Raw genomic sequence first — 14,516 nt, 5'->3', positions numbered from 1 at the left:
ACTTTATACTAAAGTCTATATATTTCACTATTTAAATTGTGCTGATTGGCTAAGTTCTGAACTAGCGCCAACGTGATTGGTGATATTTGCGGTGTAATTGGCAAATTTGATGTTTGGCTTCCACGTTAGACGTGCCTCTCCTTGCGCATTGGTCGCTACAGTTTCTGCACCAATAAACTGTTCTGCCTCATTAGAACGTGCGTTGTGGTTACCAAAAAATTCTACTCGGTAACGCTGATTCGCTTCGCCTTTAAAGCTCACAACCAACTGTCCCTGACGTGCTTCAAGTTTTGGTGGCTGAATCCATTGGTTTGGCTGAGCATTACACCCTTGCTGATTCGTCGTCGTACAAGTTTTTTGCAAATTTTTCGGATCAATCACAACACCACCACCACGAGAACCCACAAATCCTTCATGTTCTAACGCTGGTACGCCAAAAACGATAGCCCCCAATTTTTGATTTGGCACGCAAGAACCACCCGCTTCACAGCGTTTAATATCTTTACTGTTATCCCAGATTTGGTTTTTGGTGATGGTAATGTGTGCATTGGCATCTTTTTCTGAACGCAAGGCAATCCCGATACGGTTGCCGTGTATTTTATTACTGTCGAGGATATTGCCATCCCCCGTAATATTTAAGCCAATCGAGTTGGCAGTTAATTCGTTATACGCGATGTAATTACGTTTTCCCCAGTTAATTTGTAATCCATCAGAATAATTTTCAAATTTGTTACCCACCACTGCATTATCATTCCCCCACAAAACCTCAATCCCCTGAGAGGGTTCAGGATTGGCTTTGGTGTTGGTAAACAGGTTATTGGCAATCAGGTTAAAGGCTGCGCCACGCGTCAACTCTAAACCATCGCCATTATCCTGAAGAATATTGTCCAGAAATTTATTATTGTTGGTTGTGGTTGCAGTCGGATTACCCTTGCCGTCATCACCTGTAAACATCACACCTGCACCACCATAGTTATTACTAATACGGTTATGCTGAATCAGGTTGTTACTCGAACGATTGACCAAAATACCAATACAGAAGCGATGAATATCTAAGCCTTTAAGTACAACATGATGCGTGTCTCGTAGTACTAAGCCTGGCAGTGTCATGGTACGAACATTGGTGCCATATTGCCCTTCAACTGCGCCAGGACAAGCTTTTGCACCTTCCCCCTTTATATAATTTGAACCGTCAATGGTAATAAACTCACCTGTTTTATCCCATTGTGTGCCCATAATTTTCACAGGCCCTTTAATTTCAGGCAAAGGCGAATTGACCTTGATTTGATAAGGTGCTTTTCCAACTGCTTGAATTAGAATTTCATTATCATCAGATGGATTTGTATTGGACTGTTCAATAGCCCAGCGTAATGATCCTTTATTTTGATCATCCTGATAACGATCAACGACATAAGTGGCCGCAGCCGTCCACCCAGATGCCATTACGCTTAAAGCCAAAACGCTTACTTTTAATGAAGTCACTTTCATTTTAAATTCCTTTTTTCGGTTTTTTTATTATGGTGTCGGTTGAATTGCTTTTAGGAACTGGTGAAGCTGCGTTACATCAATTTGTCCTGGCGCAGACGCTTGACCAATCATTCCGAAACTTAAACTTCCACCCGCACTCGCAGTCGCAACACGGGAAATTGCACCTAAACGTCCCATCGACATGGTAAGTAATGGTTTTTTGCTTTGCTGACTCACTTTTAAAGTCGCATTCATTAAGGTAAATACATCTGCTTTCGACTGTGGCATCACCGCAATCTTAAGAATATCTGCCCCCATTTGATCTTGCTTTAACAACCGATTGACAATTTCCTGTTCGTTTGGTGTTTTAGCAAAATCATGATTCGACATTACCACCAATACATTCTTTTTATGGGCTAAGTCTGTCAGTTTACGCACGACTTTGGCATCACGAAACATTTCAATATCAAGCAATTGCATAAATGGTTTTTGTAAATATGCAGTGTAAAGTTTTTCGTATTCTGCATCACTCACCGCAAGTTTTCCGCCTTCATTTGCAGTACGAATCGTGGCAATGATTGGTTTATCTTTTAAGATTTGATTGAGCTGTTGACCGAGTGCAATCACTTGTTTGCTATCCGCAGCAAAGTTCAATAGATCTATACGAAACTCTGCTAAATCTGCATCTGGATTTGCAGCAATGACTTTTGCCTGCTGAATCGCTTCTTCAGCCGTTTTTGCTGTAATCGGAACGATTGTTTTTACAGGCATTTCCCCAATATCAACATTTTTTACAACGTAGTGATGAGATGCTGGCTGTGCTGCCAATACCATAGACGTAGTCGTCAGCATCGAACATGCCAATGCAATTTGAAGTGCTTTGTGTCTGATTTTCATCATTACCATTCCTTGTGTAATGTGCTGTATGGCAAAAACCATACAGCGTGTTGTGTTACAAAATTAAATATCAAAAAATACGGTTTCGTTTTCGCCTTGAACACGGACATCAAAACGATAAACGACTTGACCATCACGTTCTTCACGTTTAGCCACTAAAGTTTGACGACGAGGTGCCCATTCTATCCCTTTTAAAACAGGATCTTGTGCATTTGCTTCGGCTTCATCTTCAAAATAAACCCGCGTATTTAATCCTATATTGATTCCACGAGCAAAAATAATTAACGCAATATGTGGCGCTTGAGTCGTCCCTTTACGCCCCGGAACTGCACCCGGCTTGATGGTATCGAAATGCCATACACCTGTTTCAAAGTCTGCACCCGCACGGCCCCAGCCCTGAAAATGTGGATCAACCGCTTTACCTTGAATATCGGCCTGACTTGGATAAACACCATTGGCATCTGCTTGCCAGATTTCAACCAATACATCACGTAATGGCAATCCTAGACCATCAAAAACCTGACCTTCTAAACGGATACGTTCGCCTTGGGTTTGTTCCTGCACAAGATTGTTATGAAAGTTATGTTCAAACACTTGAATATTGGCTTGTTTAGGTAATAACCCAATATGAACATACGGCCCACCAGTTTGAGATGGGGTTTCTTTTAATTCCTGAAAATTCCAACCATTCATTTTTATTACTCCATCCATCAAGTTAAATCATTTTCGAAGTAAGTTGCACGACGACCACGCAAAGTAATGTCGAAACGATAACAACGACTATCTGCTTCAATAAAGTTGCTCTTGTCTTCTAAGGCAATCAGCGCACGACGTTGTTCTTCTAAAGGAATCGTTTTAATGATCGGGCATGAATCAATCAGCGTATCACCTTCAAAATAAAGCTGTGAGATCAGACGTTGTGCCCATCCATCTGCAATTAATGAGAAATGGATATGTGCAGGACGCCACTCATTGATACGGTTACGCCATGGATATGGCCCTGGTTTAATGGTGCGGAAAACAAAATAGCCGTTTGCATCTGTTAACATACGACCACAGCCGCCAAAGTTTGGATCAATTGCACCAATAAATTGATCGTTTGGATGACGATAACGACCAGAAGCATTGGCTTGCCATACTTCTAACAAAGCATTTTTAACAGGGCGACCAAATTGATCACGGACATAACCATGTACAATGACACGTTCGCCAATCGGTAAACCATCTTTGGCATAGTTTAAAATCAGGTCGTTATCTTTCGGACCAAACTGATCAGCACTAAAATGTGGTGCTGTGACTTCAGTTAATGTTTCATTAATTGAAATCAACGCATTTTTGGGTGAACGTAATACACTGGTTTTATAACCTGATGTATACGCTGGTGGATGATGGTCTGTATTGCGCTGTGCATATGCACCCCAAATAATCTGAGACATCATATTTCTCCTTCAATTTTTTTTAACATTGCATCCATTACGTTTCTTGACTTGGTGAGATTCCAAGCTCTTTAAATACTTCCTCTGCCATATGCATTGCAGCATTTGCTGCGGGTAAACCTGCATATAATGAGCAGTGAAGAAATAATTCCTTTAAGTCATCGGTCGTTACACCATTGTTAAAACATGCGCGAATATGCATTCGCAATTCATCTTCACGACCAAGTGCTAAAAGGACAGCCATCGTGACGAGGCTTCGGGTATGGCGTGGCATACCCGGGCGCGACCACACCTCCCCCCAAGCAAAACGACTAATAAAGTTTTGAAAATCAGCATTAAAGTCATTCAGGTTTTCTAGTGAACGATTTACGTGTTTTTCACCTAAAACTTCAGTACGGACTTTAATTCCCTGTTTATAGCGTTCTTCATCATTCATAAGAAAACCCTCCATCAGGTTGCATCGGTATGTGCAACAATAGATTTAACAAAAATAGCGACAGCAGCAGCAGCGGCAGGAATAAATAACATGCTGAGAATCATGGTAAATGACCAGTTATTTCCCAAAAGCACCGCACCAATCCACGCTCCAAACACTGCACCAAAACGACCAATACCAGACATCCATGCCACACCTGTTGCACGACATTGGGTTGGATAAAAACGTGCACTTAATACAGGCATTGAAGATTGAGCACCATTCACGGCAACCCCTGCACATAAGATGAATAGCGCCAGTAAAGTTGGGTTAGACAAGCTTTGTCCAACAATCACAGCAAAAATTCCCGCAGCCAGATAGAACCCAGCAATAATGCGGTTTGGATTAAAACGGTCCATCGCCCAGCCAATAAACAACGCACTGAGTACACCACCAAATTGGAACAGACCACCCAAGAATGCTGCACGTCCTAAAGATGCACCCGTCTCACACATTAAGGTCGGCAACCAACTGGTCAATAAATAAATTACGACCAACCCCATAAAATATGTCAGCCAAAGTAACACTGTGCCTTTGATATATTTAGGTGAAAACAGCATGCCAAACACATTGTTCTTTGCGCCTTCCACTTTTTCTTCAGGCACGTGAAACTCTGTAACACCTTGCACTTGTTGTGGTGCTATACGAGCTAAAATTTGACGGACTTTTTCTGTATTTTTACCTTTTACAATCAAGAAGCGATAAGACTCTGGCAAACAAAAGACCACTAAAAGCATTAGGATCAGTGGTGACCAACCACCCAATAAAAATAGGCTGTGCCATCCAAAAGCAGGAATCAACCAACTACTGATAAAACCACCGATTGCCATGCCCAAGTTATAACCGCAGAACATGCAGGTCACGAGCAATGAGCGCATACGTGTCGGACAATATTCTGAAAATAGTGTCGTTGCATTTGGCATTGCCGCGCCAAGTCCAATTCCCGTCAGGAATCGGAAAACAACCAGACTATCAAGATGATTTGCATAGGCGCAGGCTAAGGTAAAACCACCAAAAATCAACATTGATACAGACAAAACAATTTTGCGACCAAAACGGTCTGCGGTTGGACCTGAAACTAAGGCTCCAATAATCATTCCACCTAATGCCGCACTCATCACAGGCCCCAATTGAGAACGATCAATTCCCCAATCCTGTGCTAATGCTGGAGCAATAAACCCCATTGCTGCGGTGTCAATTCCATCTACAAAAACAATAAAAAAACAAACGATTGCAATCAGCCATTGAAACTTACTGAGCGGTGCATTATTAATCAATGCCTGTGCATCTAAACTCGTTTTTTGAGCAGCGTAATCCTGAGACGCCATATCTGCCTCCTTAGGCGAAATTCCTTTTAAAAACAGCTTTTACGAAATCGCTTCGATAAACCGCTGTAGAGCCTGAGTGAATTCGGCTGGTTGTTCAATATTGGATAGATGAGATGCATCAATCACAAAAAGATCACTCCCCTGTATCTTTTGTTGCATAAACTCACCATCTGCTACGGTTGTTACAGGATCAGCAGACCCTGCAATAATGAGGGTTGGGATAGAAATAGACGAGATTTGTTCTCTCAAGTCGGCATTGGCTAAGGCACGACATGCATTGGCGTAACCTTGTGCAGGTGTATTGGCAAGACTTTGAATCGTTTGTTGTGCCAATGCATCATGTTGATAATCAAATTTTTCGCTAAACCAGCGTGTATGCGTTGATACTACTAGATCAGCTAAACCATTTTTTTCGACTACTTCAGCGCGCGCATTCCAGCCTTCAACTGTCCAAATTTTTGCAGCGGAGTTGGCAACCGTAATACTTTGAAAACGTGATGGATGAAAAACACCTAAATACAGTGCTGTTTGCCCACCCATCGAAATACCACAAAAATGCGCTTTTTCAATTTTAAGCGCATCCAAAATATCAATGACATCTTCACCTAAATTTTGCAGTGTTGAGTTTGCAATGACAGCACTTTCCCCATGTCCACGCGTATCATAAGTCACCACTTTGAACTTAGCTTTCAATTGTTCAACTTGCGACTGCCACATCTTGTGGTCAGTCCCCAAAGAATTTGAAAATACAATGGTCGGCGCATGTTCGAGGCCTTCGACATATACCGCTAAATGCTTTCCTTGACGGTTGGTAATTGTGATATTCACTTTGCCTCTCCTATCTTTGCTTCCTGCAAAACTGCATCAATTTGGTCTTGAATATTGCCTAAATATGATTCTGGTTTAAAAATTTCATCAAGTTGTACTGGATTAAAATATGCTGTTACTTCATCTAAATGTTGAATGACTTCTTTTAAATGGCATTGTTCTGCCACTGCGGTTTTACAAGCAGCTTCAACTACATGATGTGCATTTAAACGGCCTATTTTCGGTGCTAAAGCCATCATTACCGCTTCAGCCATAATCAGCCCATGTGTACATTCAATATTGCGCTGCATGTTTTCAACATTGACTTCCATGCCCTGCAACACATCTAAAGTGCGCTCTAATGCACCTGCACAGAGTTGAAAAATTTCAGGAATCGATAACCACTCTGCATGCCATCCACCCAAACTTCTTTCATGCTCTTGCACCATACTTTGATAAATACTAGACATTAATGCAGGCACACGATTGGCAGCCGCCAGTACCGATGCAGCCGCAACTGGGTTTCGTTTATGCGGCATAGTAGATGAACCACCACGACCTTTCGCTGTCGGTTCAAACACTTCTGCAACTTCGGTTTGCATCATCAACGACCAGTCACGAGCCATCTTGCCTAAATTACCCGTGATGATGGCAAGCACACTGGCAATTTCGACTATTCGATCTCGCTCACCATGCCATGTGCAACTTGGAACAGATAAATTGAGTTGTTGAGCAAATGCTGTAACAACTTGCGAGCCTTGATCTTGTAACGATGCCAATGAACCCACTGCACCACCAAGTTGCGCAGTAAAAACTCGTGCTTTCATGGCATTCAAACGATCTAAATCTCGCTTAAAAGCAGATGCCCAACGTGCCAATTTATGTCCTAAAGTAATAGGTAAGGCTTGTTGCAGCCATGTCCGTCCCATCATGACATGGTTGCGGTAGGCCTGAGCCTGAGCAAGGGCAACGTCATAACACTGCTGAACTTGTTTTTGCACAACATCAAGTGCATCACGACACTGTAAAATACAAGCTGTATCTAAAATATCCTGACTGGTTGCTCCCCAATGCACATATCGCGCAGCAGTTTCATCATGATCTTTTACAATTGCAGTGAATCGTTTTACAAAAGGAATCGCAATATTTCCAGCCAAGCCCGTGGCCGTTGCTAAAGCATCAAAATCAAATTGAGACAACGCATGTTCAGCAACTGTTTCAATAATTTTAGCAGCCGTTTCAGGAATAACACCAACACTGACCTGTGCCTTTGCCAAAGCCACTTCTGTTTGAATCATATACGTGATCAAAGAAGCATCGCTAAAAATAGCGGTCACATCTTCTTGATAAAATAAGCTGGCATATAACTGGCTCATATTGAATGCACTCGATCCTTGTTGTACAAATTAATCATTCTGAATTGCATCTGCCAATTGTCGTTTGAATGCGTTCCAGAATGATTAAACCTTTTATATCTTTACTCGTAACAACCCAAATTTACGAAGGTTCACGTTCAATAATCAGCGCAATTCCCTGCCCCACACCAATACACATTGAACATAAACCATAACGTCCTCCACTTTGTTCAAGCTGGTTTAAGGCTGTCGTCACCAGTCGGGCACCTGAGGCTCCCAGTGGATGTCCCAAAGCAATTGCCCCACCATTTGGATTAACTTTGTCACTGTCATCCGGCAAACCTAAATCACGAGTGACTGCTAAAGCTTGTGCTGCAAAGGCTTCGTTTAGTTCGATTACATCCATCTGTTCTAAAGTCAGATGGGCTTGTTTCAATAGTTTTTTTATCGCAGGTGCTGGTGCAAATCCCATAATGCGGGGTTCTACACCTATTGCTGTCGAAGCTATGATTTTAGCGCGTGGTTTTAAGCCATAGCTTTGCACGGCTTCTTCAGATGCAATCAGTAAAGCTGCTGCACCATCGTTAATGCCTGAGGCATTTCCAGCAGTCACCGTACCATCTGCTTTCACCACTGGTTTGAGTTTGGTGAGGGCTTCAAGTGTAGTTGAGGCACGTGGATGTTCATCGGTATCAACTACTATTGAGTCACCTTTGCGTTGTGGGATTTCAACTGCAATGATTTCTTTTTGAAAGAAGCCTTTGGCTTGTGCTGCTGCTGTGCGTTGTTGGCTGTTTAGTGCAAACTGGTCTTGATCGGCACGGTTCACCTTAAATTGTTCTGCTACGTTCTCAGCCGTTTGCGGCATGGTGTCTACACCATACATTTCTTTGAGTTTTGGATTAATAAAGCGCCATCCCATAGTGGTGTCTTCAATTTTTTGGCTGCGACTATAAGCTGTTTCTGATTTTCCCATCACAAAAGGCGCACGGCTCATGCTTTCCACCCCACCTGCAATGATCAGGTTGGCTTCACCAGCTTTAATAGCTCGAGCTGCAATTGCAATCGCATCGAGTGATGAACCACATAAACGGTTAATCGTGGTGGCTGGTACTTGATATGGTAAACCTGCAAGTAAAGCTGACATGCGTCCGACGTTACGGTTGTCTTCACCTGCTTGGTTGGCACAACCATAGATTACGTCATCGATATGTTCCCAATTTACAGTTGGGTTGCGTTGCATCAAGGCTTTTATCGGCAATGCACCTAAATCGTCTGCACGGACAGGTGCAAGACCTCCTGCGTAGCGACCAAAGGGAGTTCGAATGGCATCAATGATATATGCATTTTTCATATTCTTACTTTTCCATTTCTCTAAATTTGTTGCTGTGACTTTCTTAATCACGACGGAGTCTTACAGTATTCGATCAATTGCCAACAGTTAATTCTTATTACTTTTTTAAAAAGTAATCAAAAGCCTTGTCATCAACAATTGCCAACCTAGACTTTAAAACCGAATTTACTATCGCGGTGGCGACATGGATGTCGCCTCGTTGGACGGATGGTATATGGATATACCATCCGTCCAACAAAGGATTGTTGTTACTTTTTATCCCTAAAAAGTAAAGTATTGCCTATACAACAAACTTTTGCTTTAGCCCCTAATTTGTGGCTGTATAAACTTAACCTTGTGTTGCATCAATCAACTTAGCACCTGTCAAATCTTGTAACTCGTCAAACGATAGTCCATCAACCTTCTCTATCACCTTCAATCCATCCTTGGTCACATCAATCACACAAAGGTCAGTATAAATTCGGTCTACACAATGTTTTCCCGTCACTGGATAGCTCAGTTCAGTCACAATCTTCGGTTCACCTTGTTTTGTAACATGGTCTGTGGTGATAAAGACTTTCTTCGCACCTACCGCCAAGTCCATCGCACCGCCAACAGCGGGTATCGCATCCGCTGCACCTGTATGCCAGTTGGCTAAGTCTCCATTGGCTGCAACTTGAAAAGCACCAAGTACCGCAATATCAAGATGACCGCCTCGCATCATGGCAAATGAGTCACCATGATGGAAAAAAGCACCGCCTTGTAACATGGTCACAAATTCTTTGCCTGCATTGATCAGCTCTGGGTCTTCTTCTCCTTTGGATGGTGGTGGGCCAAAAGCCAAGAGACCATTTTCTGAGTGTAAGAATACTTCTTTGTCTTTGGGTAAGTAGCTCGCTATTTTTGTCGGTAAGCCAATCCCTAGGTTTACGTATGCGCCATCTGGAATGTCTTGTGCCACACGTTCGGCAATCTGGTCACGGCTGAGTTTTTGGTAGCTCATGTTCATTTCCTTATGTTGTTATTGCGCTGGTTGTACTTGAATAACGTGTTGTACAAAGATGCCCGGAGTGATGATGTGTTCTGGGTCAAGTGCACCGAGTTCTACTACGTCAGTGACCTGTGCAATTGTAATGTCCGCTGCCATCGCCATAATCGGACCAAAGTTTCGCGCAGATTTTCGGTAGACCAGATTGCCCCAGCGGTCGCCTTGTTGGGCTTTGATTAAGGCGATATCTGCTTTGATTGGATATTCTAAAACGTAGTCTTTTCCATCTATGTGACGGGTTTCTTTGCCTTCTGCAAGCAAAGTACCAAAACCTGTAGGGGTAAATACTGCACCTAAGCCCATGCCTGCCGCCTGAATCCGACAGGCCAAGTTGCCTTGTGGAACAAGTTCCAGTTCGATTTTTCCAGCTCGGTATAATTCGTCAAATACCCATGAGTCAGACTGGCGTGGGAATGAACAAATAACTTTTTTAACCGAACCTGCTTTAAGTAGCTTTGCTAGACCATAGTCCCCATTGCCTGCATTGTTGCTTACAATGGTTAGGTCTTTTATGCCAAGTTCAATTAAACCATCAATCAGTTCTGCTGGTTGTCCGGCTGTACCAAAACCTCCGATCATAATCGTCATCCCATCTCGAATTTGAGATACAGCCTCTATGAGTGACGTCGAAATTTTGTTTACCATTTAACAACTCTCCTGTACAGAATAGACGGATAGATAAATGCTAAAAAATCAGAAGAGAAATTGTTTTCTTGAACTCAATACTCAATCCCGAGTAATTTAATTAGCATTCCTTTACCTGTCCATTCTTGATAATTTTTAAACAAACATCTACATATATTTAAGAGAAGTGTTCGATATACAAAAATCCTGTTCGACTATCGAACAATAGTTCATATCTGTAATACATGTTTAAATATTACTCAATAGATAAATAAGGGAAATGAAATGGATCAGGAAGTTTATCCGTCAGGAGAAAAAATATTACAGAACACCGAAAATAAAAAAATTATTCGGCATGAGGATTTCATTGCTGGTTTAGGAAAAGGGCTGTCCATTCTAGAAAGTTTCGGAAATGGGCGACACCGTTTAAATATTTCTATGGCAGCAGAAAAAACAGGCTTGACCCGTGCAGCAGTCCGTCGCCATTTACTCACATTAGAGTATTTAGGCTACGTAGAACATGATGGAAATTATTTTTATCTTTCACCCAAAGTGCTCAAATTTTCAGGTGCATATCTCAGTGGTGCGCCCTTGCCTAAAATTTCACAGCCATTACTCAACCTTTTGACCAATCAAACCTCGCTCATTTTTTCTGTCATGGTATTAGATGGTTCAGATGCCGTGACTGTAGCGCGAAGCGCAGCACACCAACAAACAGACCGCGTAAATCCCTATGGTTTACATTTAGGTAACCGCCTGCCAGCACACGCAACCTCCTCTGGAAAAATTTTACTGGCACATTTGACAACCGACCAGCGTATTGCATGGTTAGAAAAATATCCACTCAAACAAATGACCAAATATACCCATAGTGAAAATCAGCTTTTTTTACAGCTATTACAAGAAATCAAAGAACAAGACTGGTGTTATTCATCTGAAGAACATGAACTTGGTGTTCATGCTTTAGCAGTACCTATTTACGATGGCTATGCAAAAGTCGTTGCGGCATTAAATATTGTTTCTCCAACCGCAAGAACCACTCAAGATTATTTAATTAAGCAAATTTTACCTTTACTCCAAGAAACAGCGCGCGAATTAAGAAATGTATTGTAATTCTTCTTTTTTATTCAAAATTAACAAAAACATACAACAAAAAACTTCACCCCAAAATTAGATCACACATCCAATTTCAAGGCGAAGTTCAAAAACATGCTATGCAGAGATTAATCTCCTGCATATCCTTTTAGCTTTAAACGTGCTGCATGTAACAGTGGTTCTGTATAACCCGAAGGTTGTTCTGCACCTTTGAAAATTAGATCAGATGCAGCTTGAAATGCATAACCATCAAAGCTTGGCGCCATTGGCGTATATTCTGAGTCATTGGCATTTTGCTCATCAACAATCGCTGCCATACGTTTTAATACTTCTTCAACTTGTGATTTAGTCACAATATTATGGCGCAACCAGTTTGCAACGTGTTGCGAAGAAATACGTAAAGTCGCACGGTCTTCCATTAACCCAACATTATTAATATCAGGTACTTTAGAACAGCCAACTCCTAAATCGACCCAACGAACCACATAACCCAAAATACCTTGACAGTTATTTTCAAGTTCTTTGGTGATTTCTTCTTCAGACCAATTGGTTTCTGCCGCAAGTGGTGGTGTTAATAAGTCATCCAATGGCAACATTTTTTCATTCAAAAGTTCTTGTTGGCGCTTAGAAACATTGCACTGATGATAGTGAATTGCATGAATAACCGCACCAGATGGAGACGGCACCCATGCACAAGATGCACCCGCCTGTGGATGTTCAATCTTGGTTTTATACATATCTAAAAGCATATCTGGTTTAGGCCACATTCCCTTACCAATCTGCGCTTTACCACGCAATCCACATGCCAAACCAATGCCAACATTACGATTTTCATAAGCTGCAAACCATTTCTGATTTTTCACTTCGCCCTTGCGAACCATCGGGCCTGCTTCCATAAAGGTATGAATTTCATCGCCCGTGCGGTCCATAAACCCAGTATTGATGAAAATTGTACGGTCTTTTGCCTGAGCAATAGATGCCTTCAAGTTCACAGAGGTACGACGTTCCTCATCCATAATCCCAATTTTAAGGCTTTTTGGCGGTAATCCGATCAGTTGTTCAGCACGTTCAAATAATTCAACTGCAAATGCAACTTCCTCAGGGCCGTGCATTTTAGGTTTTACGATGTACATCGAACCTGTACGAGAATTCTTAATTTCATTTTGACCTAGAATATCCACCTTAGAAAGTAAAGATGTAATCAACGCATCCATAATTCCTTCGTAGATTTCTTCGCCATCCACCAAAATTGCAGGATTGGTCATTAAATGTCCCACATTACGCAATAACATGAGTGAACGGCCATGAACAGCAGTGGTACTACCTGTTAAGTTTGTATATGTTTTATCTTTATTCAAGGTACGTTTAACGGTTTTACCACCTTTGTCAAACGAGTCTTCCAGAGTACCTTGCATCAACCCTAACCAGTTACGATACCCTTCAACCTTCTCTTCAGCATCTACCGCAGCAACTGAGTCTTCCAAATCCTGAATCGTTGTTACAGCAGCTTCTAGAACAATATCTTTTACACCCGCTTGATCTGTTTGACCAATTGGATTTGTTTTGTCAACTTGAACAATGACATGCAACCCATTACTTTTTAAAACAATTTCATTTGGTGCTTGTGGTTCGCCATTATAACCAACAAATAAAGCCTCTGTTGCTAACCCTGTCTGGTTACCATCCACCAATTCAACGACCAGTTGATTATGCTCAACACTGTATGCTTTGGCATCAGCATGTGAACCTTGTTTGAGAGGGAAATTTTCATCCAAAAAGGCTTTAGCAAAAGCAACCACTTTTGCACCACGTACAGGGTTATACCCTTTGCCTTTTTCTGCACCATCTGTTTCAGGAATAACGTCAAAACCATATAAGGCATCGTATAAAGAACCCCAACGTGCATTTGCTGCATTTAGGCTATAACGTGCATTACGAACAGGAACCACCAATTGTGGACCTGCGATCAATGCAATTTCACTGTCTACATTTTCAGTCGTAATCTGGAAATCTTCTCCTTCAGGTAACAAATAGCCAATTTCGATTAAAAATGCTTTATATGCTTCTAATTCAAATTTATTATTGCGATGCCATTCATCAATTTTTGCCTGAAGTTCATCACGTTTTTTCAATAATGCCTTATTCTTAGGGCTTAGATCGACAACGACTTGTTCAAATCCTTTCCAATAACTGTCACTGTCCAAACCAGAGTTTGGAAGTGCTTCATTTTCAATAAAATCATATAATCCTTTAGCAATCGCCAACTTACCTTTTTGAATACGTATAGTCATTGTCTTTCCTGATAGCGCCACTTATTGTTTATCCAAAAGGAATAAAAAGCTTCATCGCATGATATATGCGTAGAACTATATTTCTTCTATTCCTCAACTGTCTGATTACTATGCTAAATTTATGCCAAGTTTAAAATAAACATCTCATCTTAACGCTGTGCTTTTTTAAACTTTAAGAATAGATTTGCAAAATATCATAAAAAGACTTTATGACAGTTTATAAAGTTTGAACAGTCTAGAAATTAGACCAAAGTGAGAGCAATGAAAAATGACTCATACGTTCAACCACTTATAAAAACTAAGTTATTGATTTTAATAAATTTAAAATTAAGATAAATTTCAAAAAACAACATATAATTT

General features: G+C 41.3%; 13 protein-coding genes. 1 reads left to right on the top strand and 12 read right to left on the bottom strand.

Annotated features, from left to right (window positions below; genetic code table 11):
* Window positions 1-27 precede the first annotated feature (27 nt).
* From ABDV70_RS05745 to ABDV70_RS05695, 11 genes are all read right to left on the bottom strand, one after another.
* A complete protein-coding gene (locus ABDV70_RS05745; RefSeq protein ID WP_343596434.1) occupies window positions 28-1,482 on the bottom strand; it encodes a right-handed parallel beta-helix repeat-containing protein in 1,455 nt (484 codons plus the stop codon).
* Between the two features lie 33 nt (window positions 1,483-1,515).
* Window positions 1,516-2,367 carry a type I 3-dehydroquinate dehydratase gene (gene aroD / locus ABDV70_RS05740; RefSeq protein ID WP_343596149.1) on the bottom strand — a complete coding sequence of 284 codons (852 nt, stop codon included), beginning with the start codon at window positions 2,365-2,367 and terminating at the stop codon, window positions 1,516-1,518.
* 60 nt (window positions 2,368-2,427) lie between these two features.
* Window positions 2,428-3,057 (bottom strand): protocatechuate 3,4-dioxygenase subunit alpha, encoded by a 630-nt coding sequence (gene pcaG / locus ABDV70_RS05735; RefSeq protein ID WP_343596148.1) that lies wholly within the window; start codon window positions 3,055-3,057, stop codon window positions 2,428-2,430.
* Window positions 3,058-3,074: 17 nt separating this feature from the next.
* Entirely contained in the window at window positions 3,075-3,800 is a 726-nt protein-coding gene (pcaH, locus tag ABDV70_RS05730) for a protocatechuate 3,4-dioxygenase subunit beta (RefSeq protein WP_343596432.1), read from the bottom strand.
* A gap of 37 nt (window positions 3,801-3,837) precedes the next feature.
* Window positions 3,838-4,236, bottom strand: coding sequence for a 4-carboxymuconolactone decarboxylase (pcaC, locus tag ABDV70_RS05725; protein WP_343596147.1), 399 nt, complete (start codon window positions 4,234-4,236; stop codon window positions 3,838-3,840).
* 14 nt (window positions 4,237-4,250) lie between these two features.
* A complete protein-coding gene (locus ABDV70_RS05720) occupies window positions 4,251-5,603 on the bottom strand; it encodes an MFS transporter (RefSeq protein WP_343596145.1) in 1,353 nt (450 codons plus the stop codon).
* A 39-nt stretch (window positions 5,604-5,642) separates the two neighbouring features.
* Window positions 5,643-6,431, bottom strand: coding sequence for a 3-oxoadipate enol-lactonase (pcaD, locus tag ABDV70_RS05715; protein WP_343596143.1), 789 nt, complete (start codon window positions 6,429-6,431; stop codon window positions 5,643-5,645).
* Window positions 6,428-7,786: a 3-carboxy-cis,cis-muconate cycloisomerase gene (pcaB, locus tag ABDV70_RS05710; protein ID WP_343596141.1), complete on the bottom strand. Its 1,359-nt coding sequence runs from the start codon at window positions 7,784-7,786 to the stop codon at window positions 6,428-6,430. The genes pcaD and pcaB overlap by 4 nt, the downstream gene beginning before the upstream one ends.
* Before the next feature lie 121 nt (window positions 7,787-7,907).
* The gene (pcaF, locus tag ABDV70_RS05705; protein ID WP_343596139.1) at window positions 7,908-9,119 is read right to left on the bottom strand and encodes a 3-oxoadipyl-CoA thiolase; all 1,212 of its coding nucleotides are present in this window, start codon (window positions 9,117-9,119) and stop codon (window positions 7,908-7,910) included.
* Window positions 9,120-9,447: 328 nt separating this feature from the next.
* Window positions 9,448-10,101 carry a 3-oxoacid CoA-transferase subunit B gene (locus ABDV70_RS05700; protein ID WP_343596137.1) on the bottom strand — a complete coding sequence of 218 codons (654 nt, stop codon included), beginning with the start codon at window positions 10,099-10,101 and terminating at the stop codon, window positions 9,448-9,450.
* Window positions 10,102-10,119: 18 nt separating this feature from the next.
* Window positions 10,120-10,791, bottom strand: a complete 672-nt coding sequence (locus tag ABDV70_RS05695) for a 3-oxoacid CoA-transferase subunit A (protein WP_343596135.1) — start codon at window positions 10,789-10,791, stop codon at window positions 10,120-10,122.
* A 264-nt stretch (window positions 10,792-11,055) separates the two neighbouring features.
* Between ABDV70_RS05695 and pcaU the strand changes: the two genes are divergently transcribed.
* On the top strand, window positions 11,056-11,883 hold the full coding sequence (gene pcaU, locus ABDV70_RS05690) for an IclR family transcriptional regulator PcaU (RefSeq protein ID WP_343596133.1): 828 nt from the start codon (window positions 11,056-11,058) through the stop codon (window positions 11,881-11,883).
* Window positions 11,884-11,993: 110 nt separating this feature from the next.
* Here pcaU and ABDV70_RS05685 read toward each other — a convergent pair whose 3' ends face one another.
* Window positions 11,994-14,156, bottom strand: a complete 2,163-nt coding sequence (locus ABDV70_RS05685) for a malate synthase G (RefSeq protein WP_343596131.1) — start codon at window positions 14,154-14,156, stop codon at window positions 11,994-11,996.
* Window positions 14,157-14,516: the final 360 nt, after the last annotated feature.

It is taken from the genome of Acinetobacter sp. (assembly GCF_039596015.1).
Classification (GTDB): Bacteria; Pseudomonadota; Gammaproteobacteria; order Pseudomonadales; family Moraxellaceae; genus Acinetobacter.
The sequence above is the reverse complement of the archived record's forward strand: the minus strand, read 5'-3'. Positions and strand labels throughout refer to the sequence as shown.

Coding starts and splice junctions, on each gene's coding strand:
- aroD (WP_343596149.1), bottom strand. CDS start 2,367: ATGATGAAAATCAGACACAAAGCACTTCAAATTGCATTGGCATGTTCG.
- ABDV70_RS05685 (WP_343596131.1), bottom strand. CDS start 14,156: ATGACTATACGTATTCAAAAAGGTAAGTTGGCGATTGCTAAAGGATTA.
- pcaC (WP_343596147.1), bottom strand. CDS start 4,236: ATGAATGATGAAGAACGCTATAAACAGGGAATTAAAGTCCGTACTGAA.
- ABDV70_RS05695 (WP_343596135.1), bottom strand. CDS start 10,791: ATGGTAAACAAAATTTCGACGTCACTCATAGAGGCTGTATCTCAAATT.
- pcaF (WP_343596139.1), bottom strand. CDS start 9,119: ATGAAAAATGCATATATCATTGATGCCATTCGAACTCCCTTTGGTCGC.
- pcaG (WP_343596148.1), bottom strand. CDS start 3,057: ATGAATGGTTGGAATTTTCAGGAATTAAAAGAAACCCCATCTCAAACT.
- pcaU (WP_343596133.1), top strand. CDS start 11,056: ATGGATCAGGAAGTTTATCCGTCAGGAGAAAAAATATTACAGAACACC.
- pcaH (WP_343596432.1), bottom strand. CDS start 3,800: ATGTCTCAGATTATTTGGGGTGCATATGCACAGCGCAATACAGACCAT.
- ABDV70_RS05700 (WP_343596137.1), bottom strand. CDS start 10,101: ATGAGCTACCAAAAACTCAGCCGTGACCAGATTGCCGAACGTGTGGCA.
- pcaB (WP_343596141.1), bottom strand. CDS start 7,786: ATGAGCCAGTTATATGCCAGCTTATTTTATCAAGAAGATGTGACCGCT.
- ABDV70_RS05720 (WP_343596145.1), bottom strand. CDS start 5,603: ATGGCGTCTCAGGATTACGCTGCTCAAAAAACGAGTTTAGATGCACAG.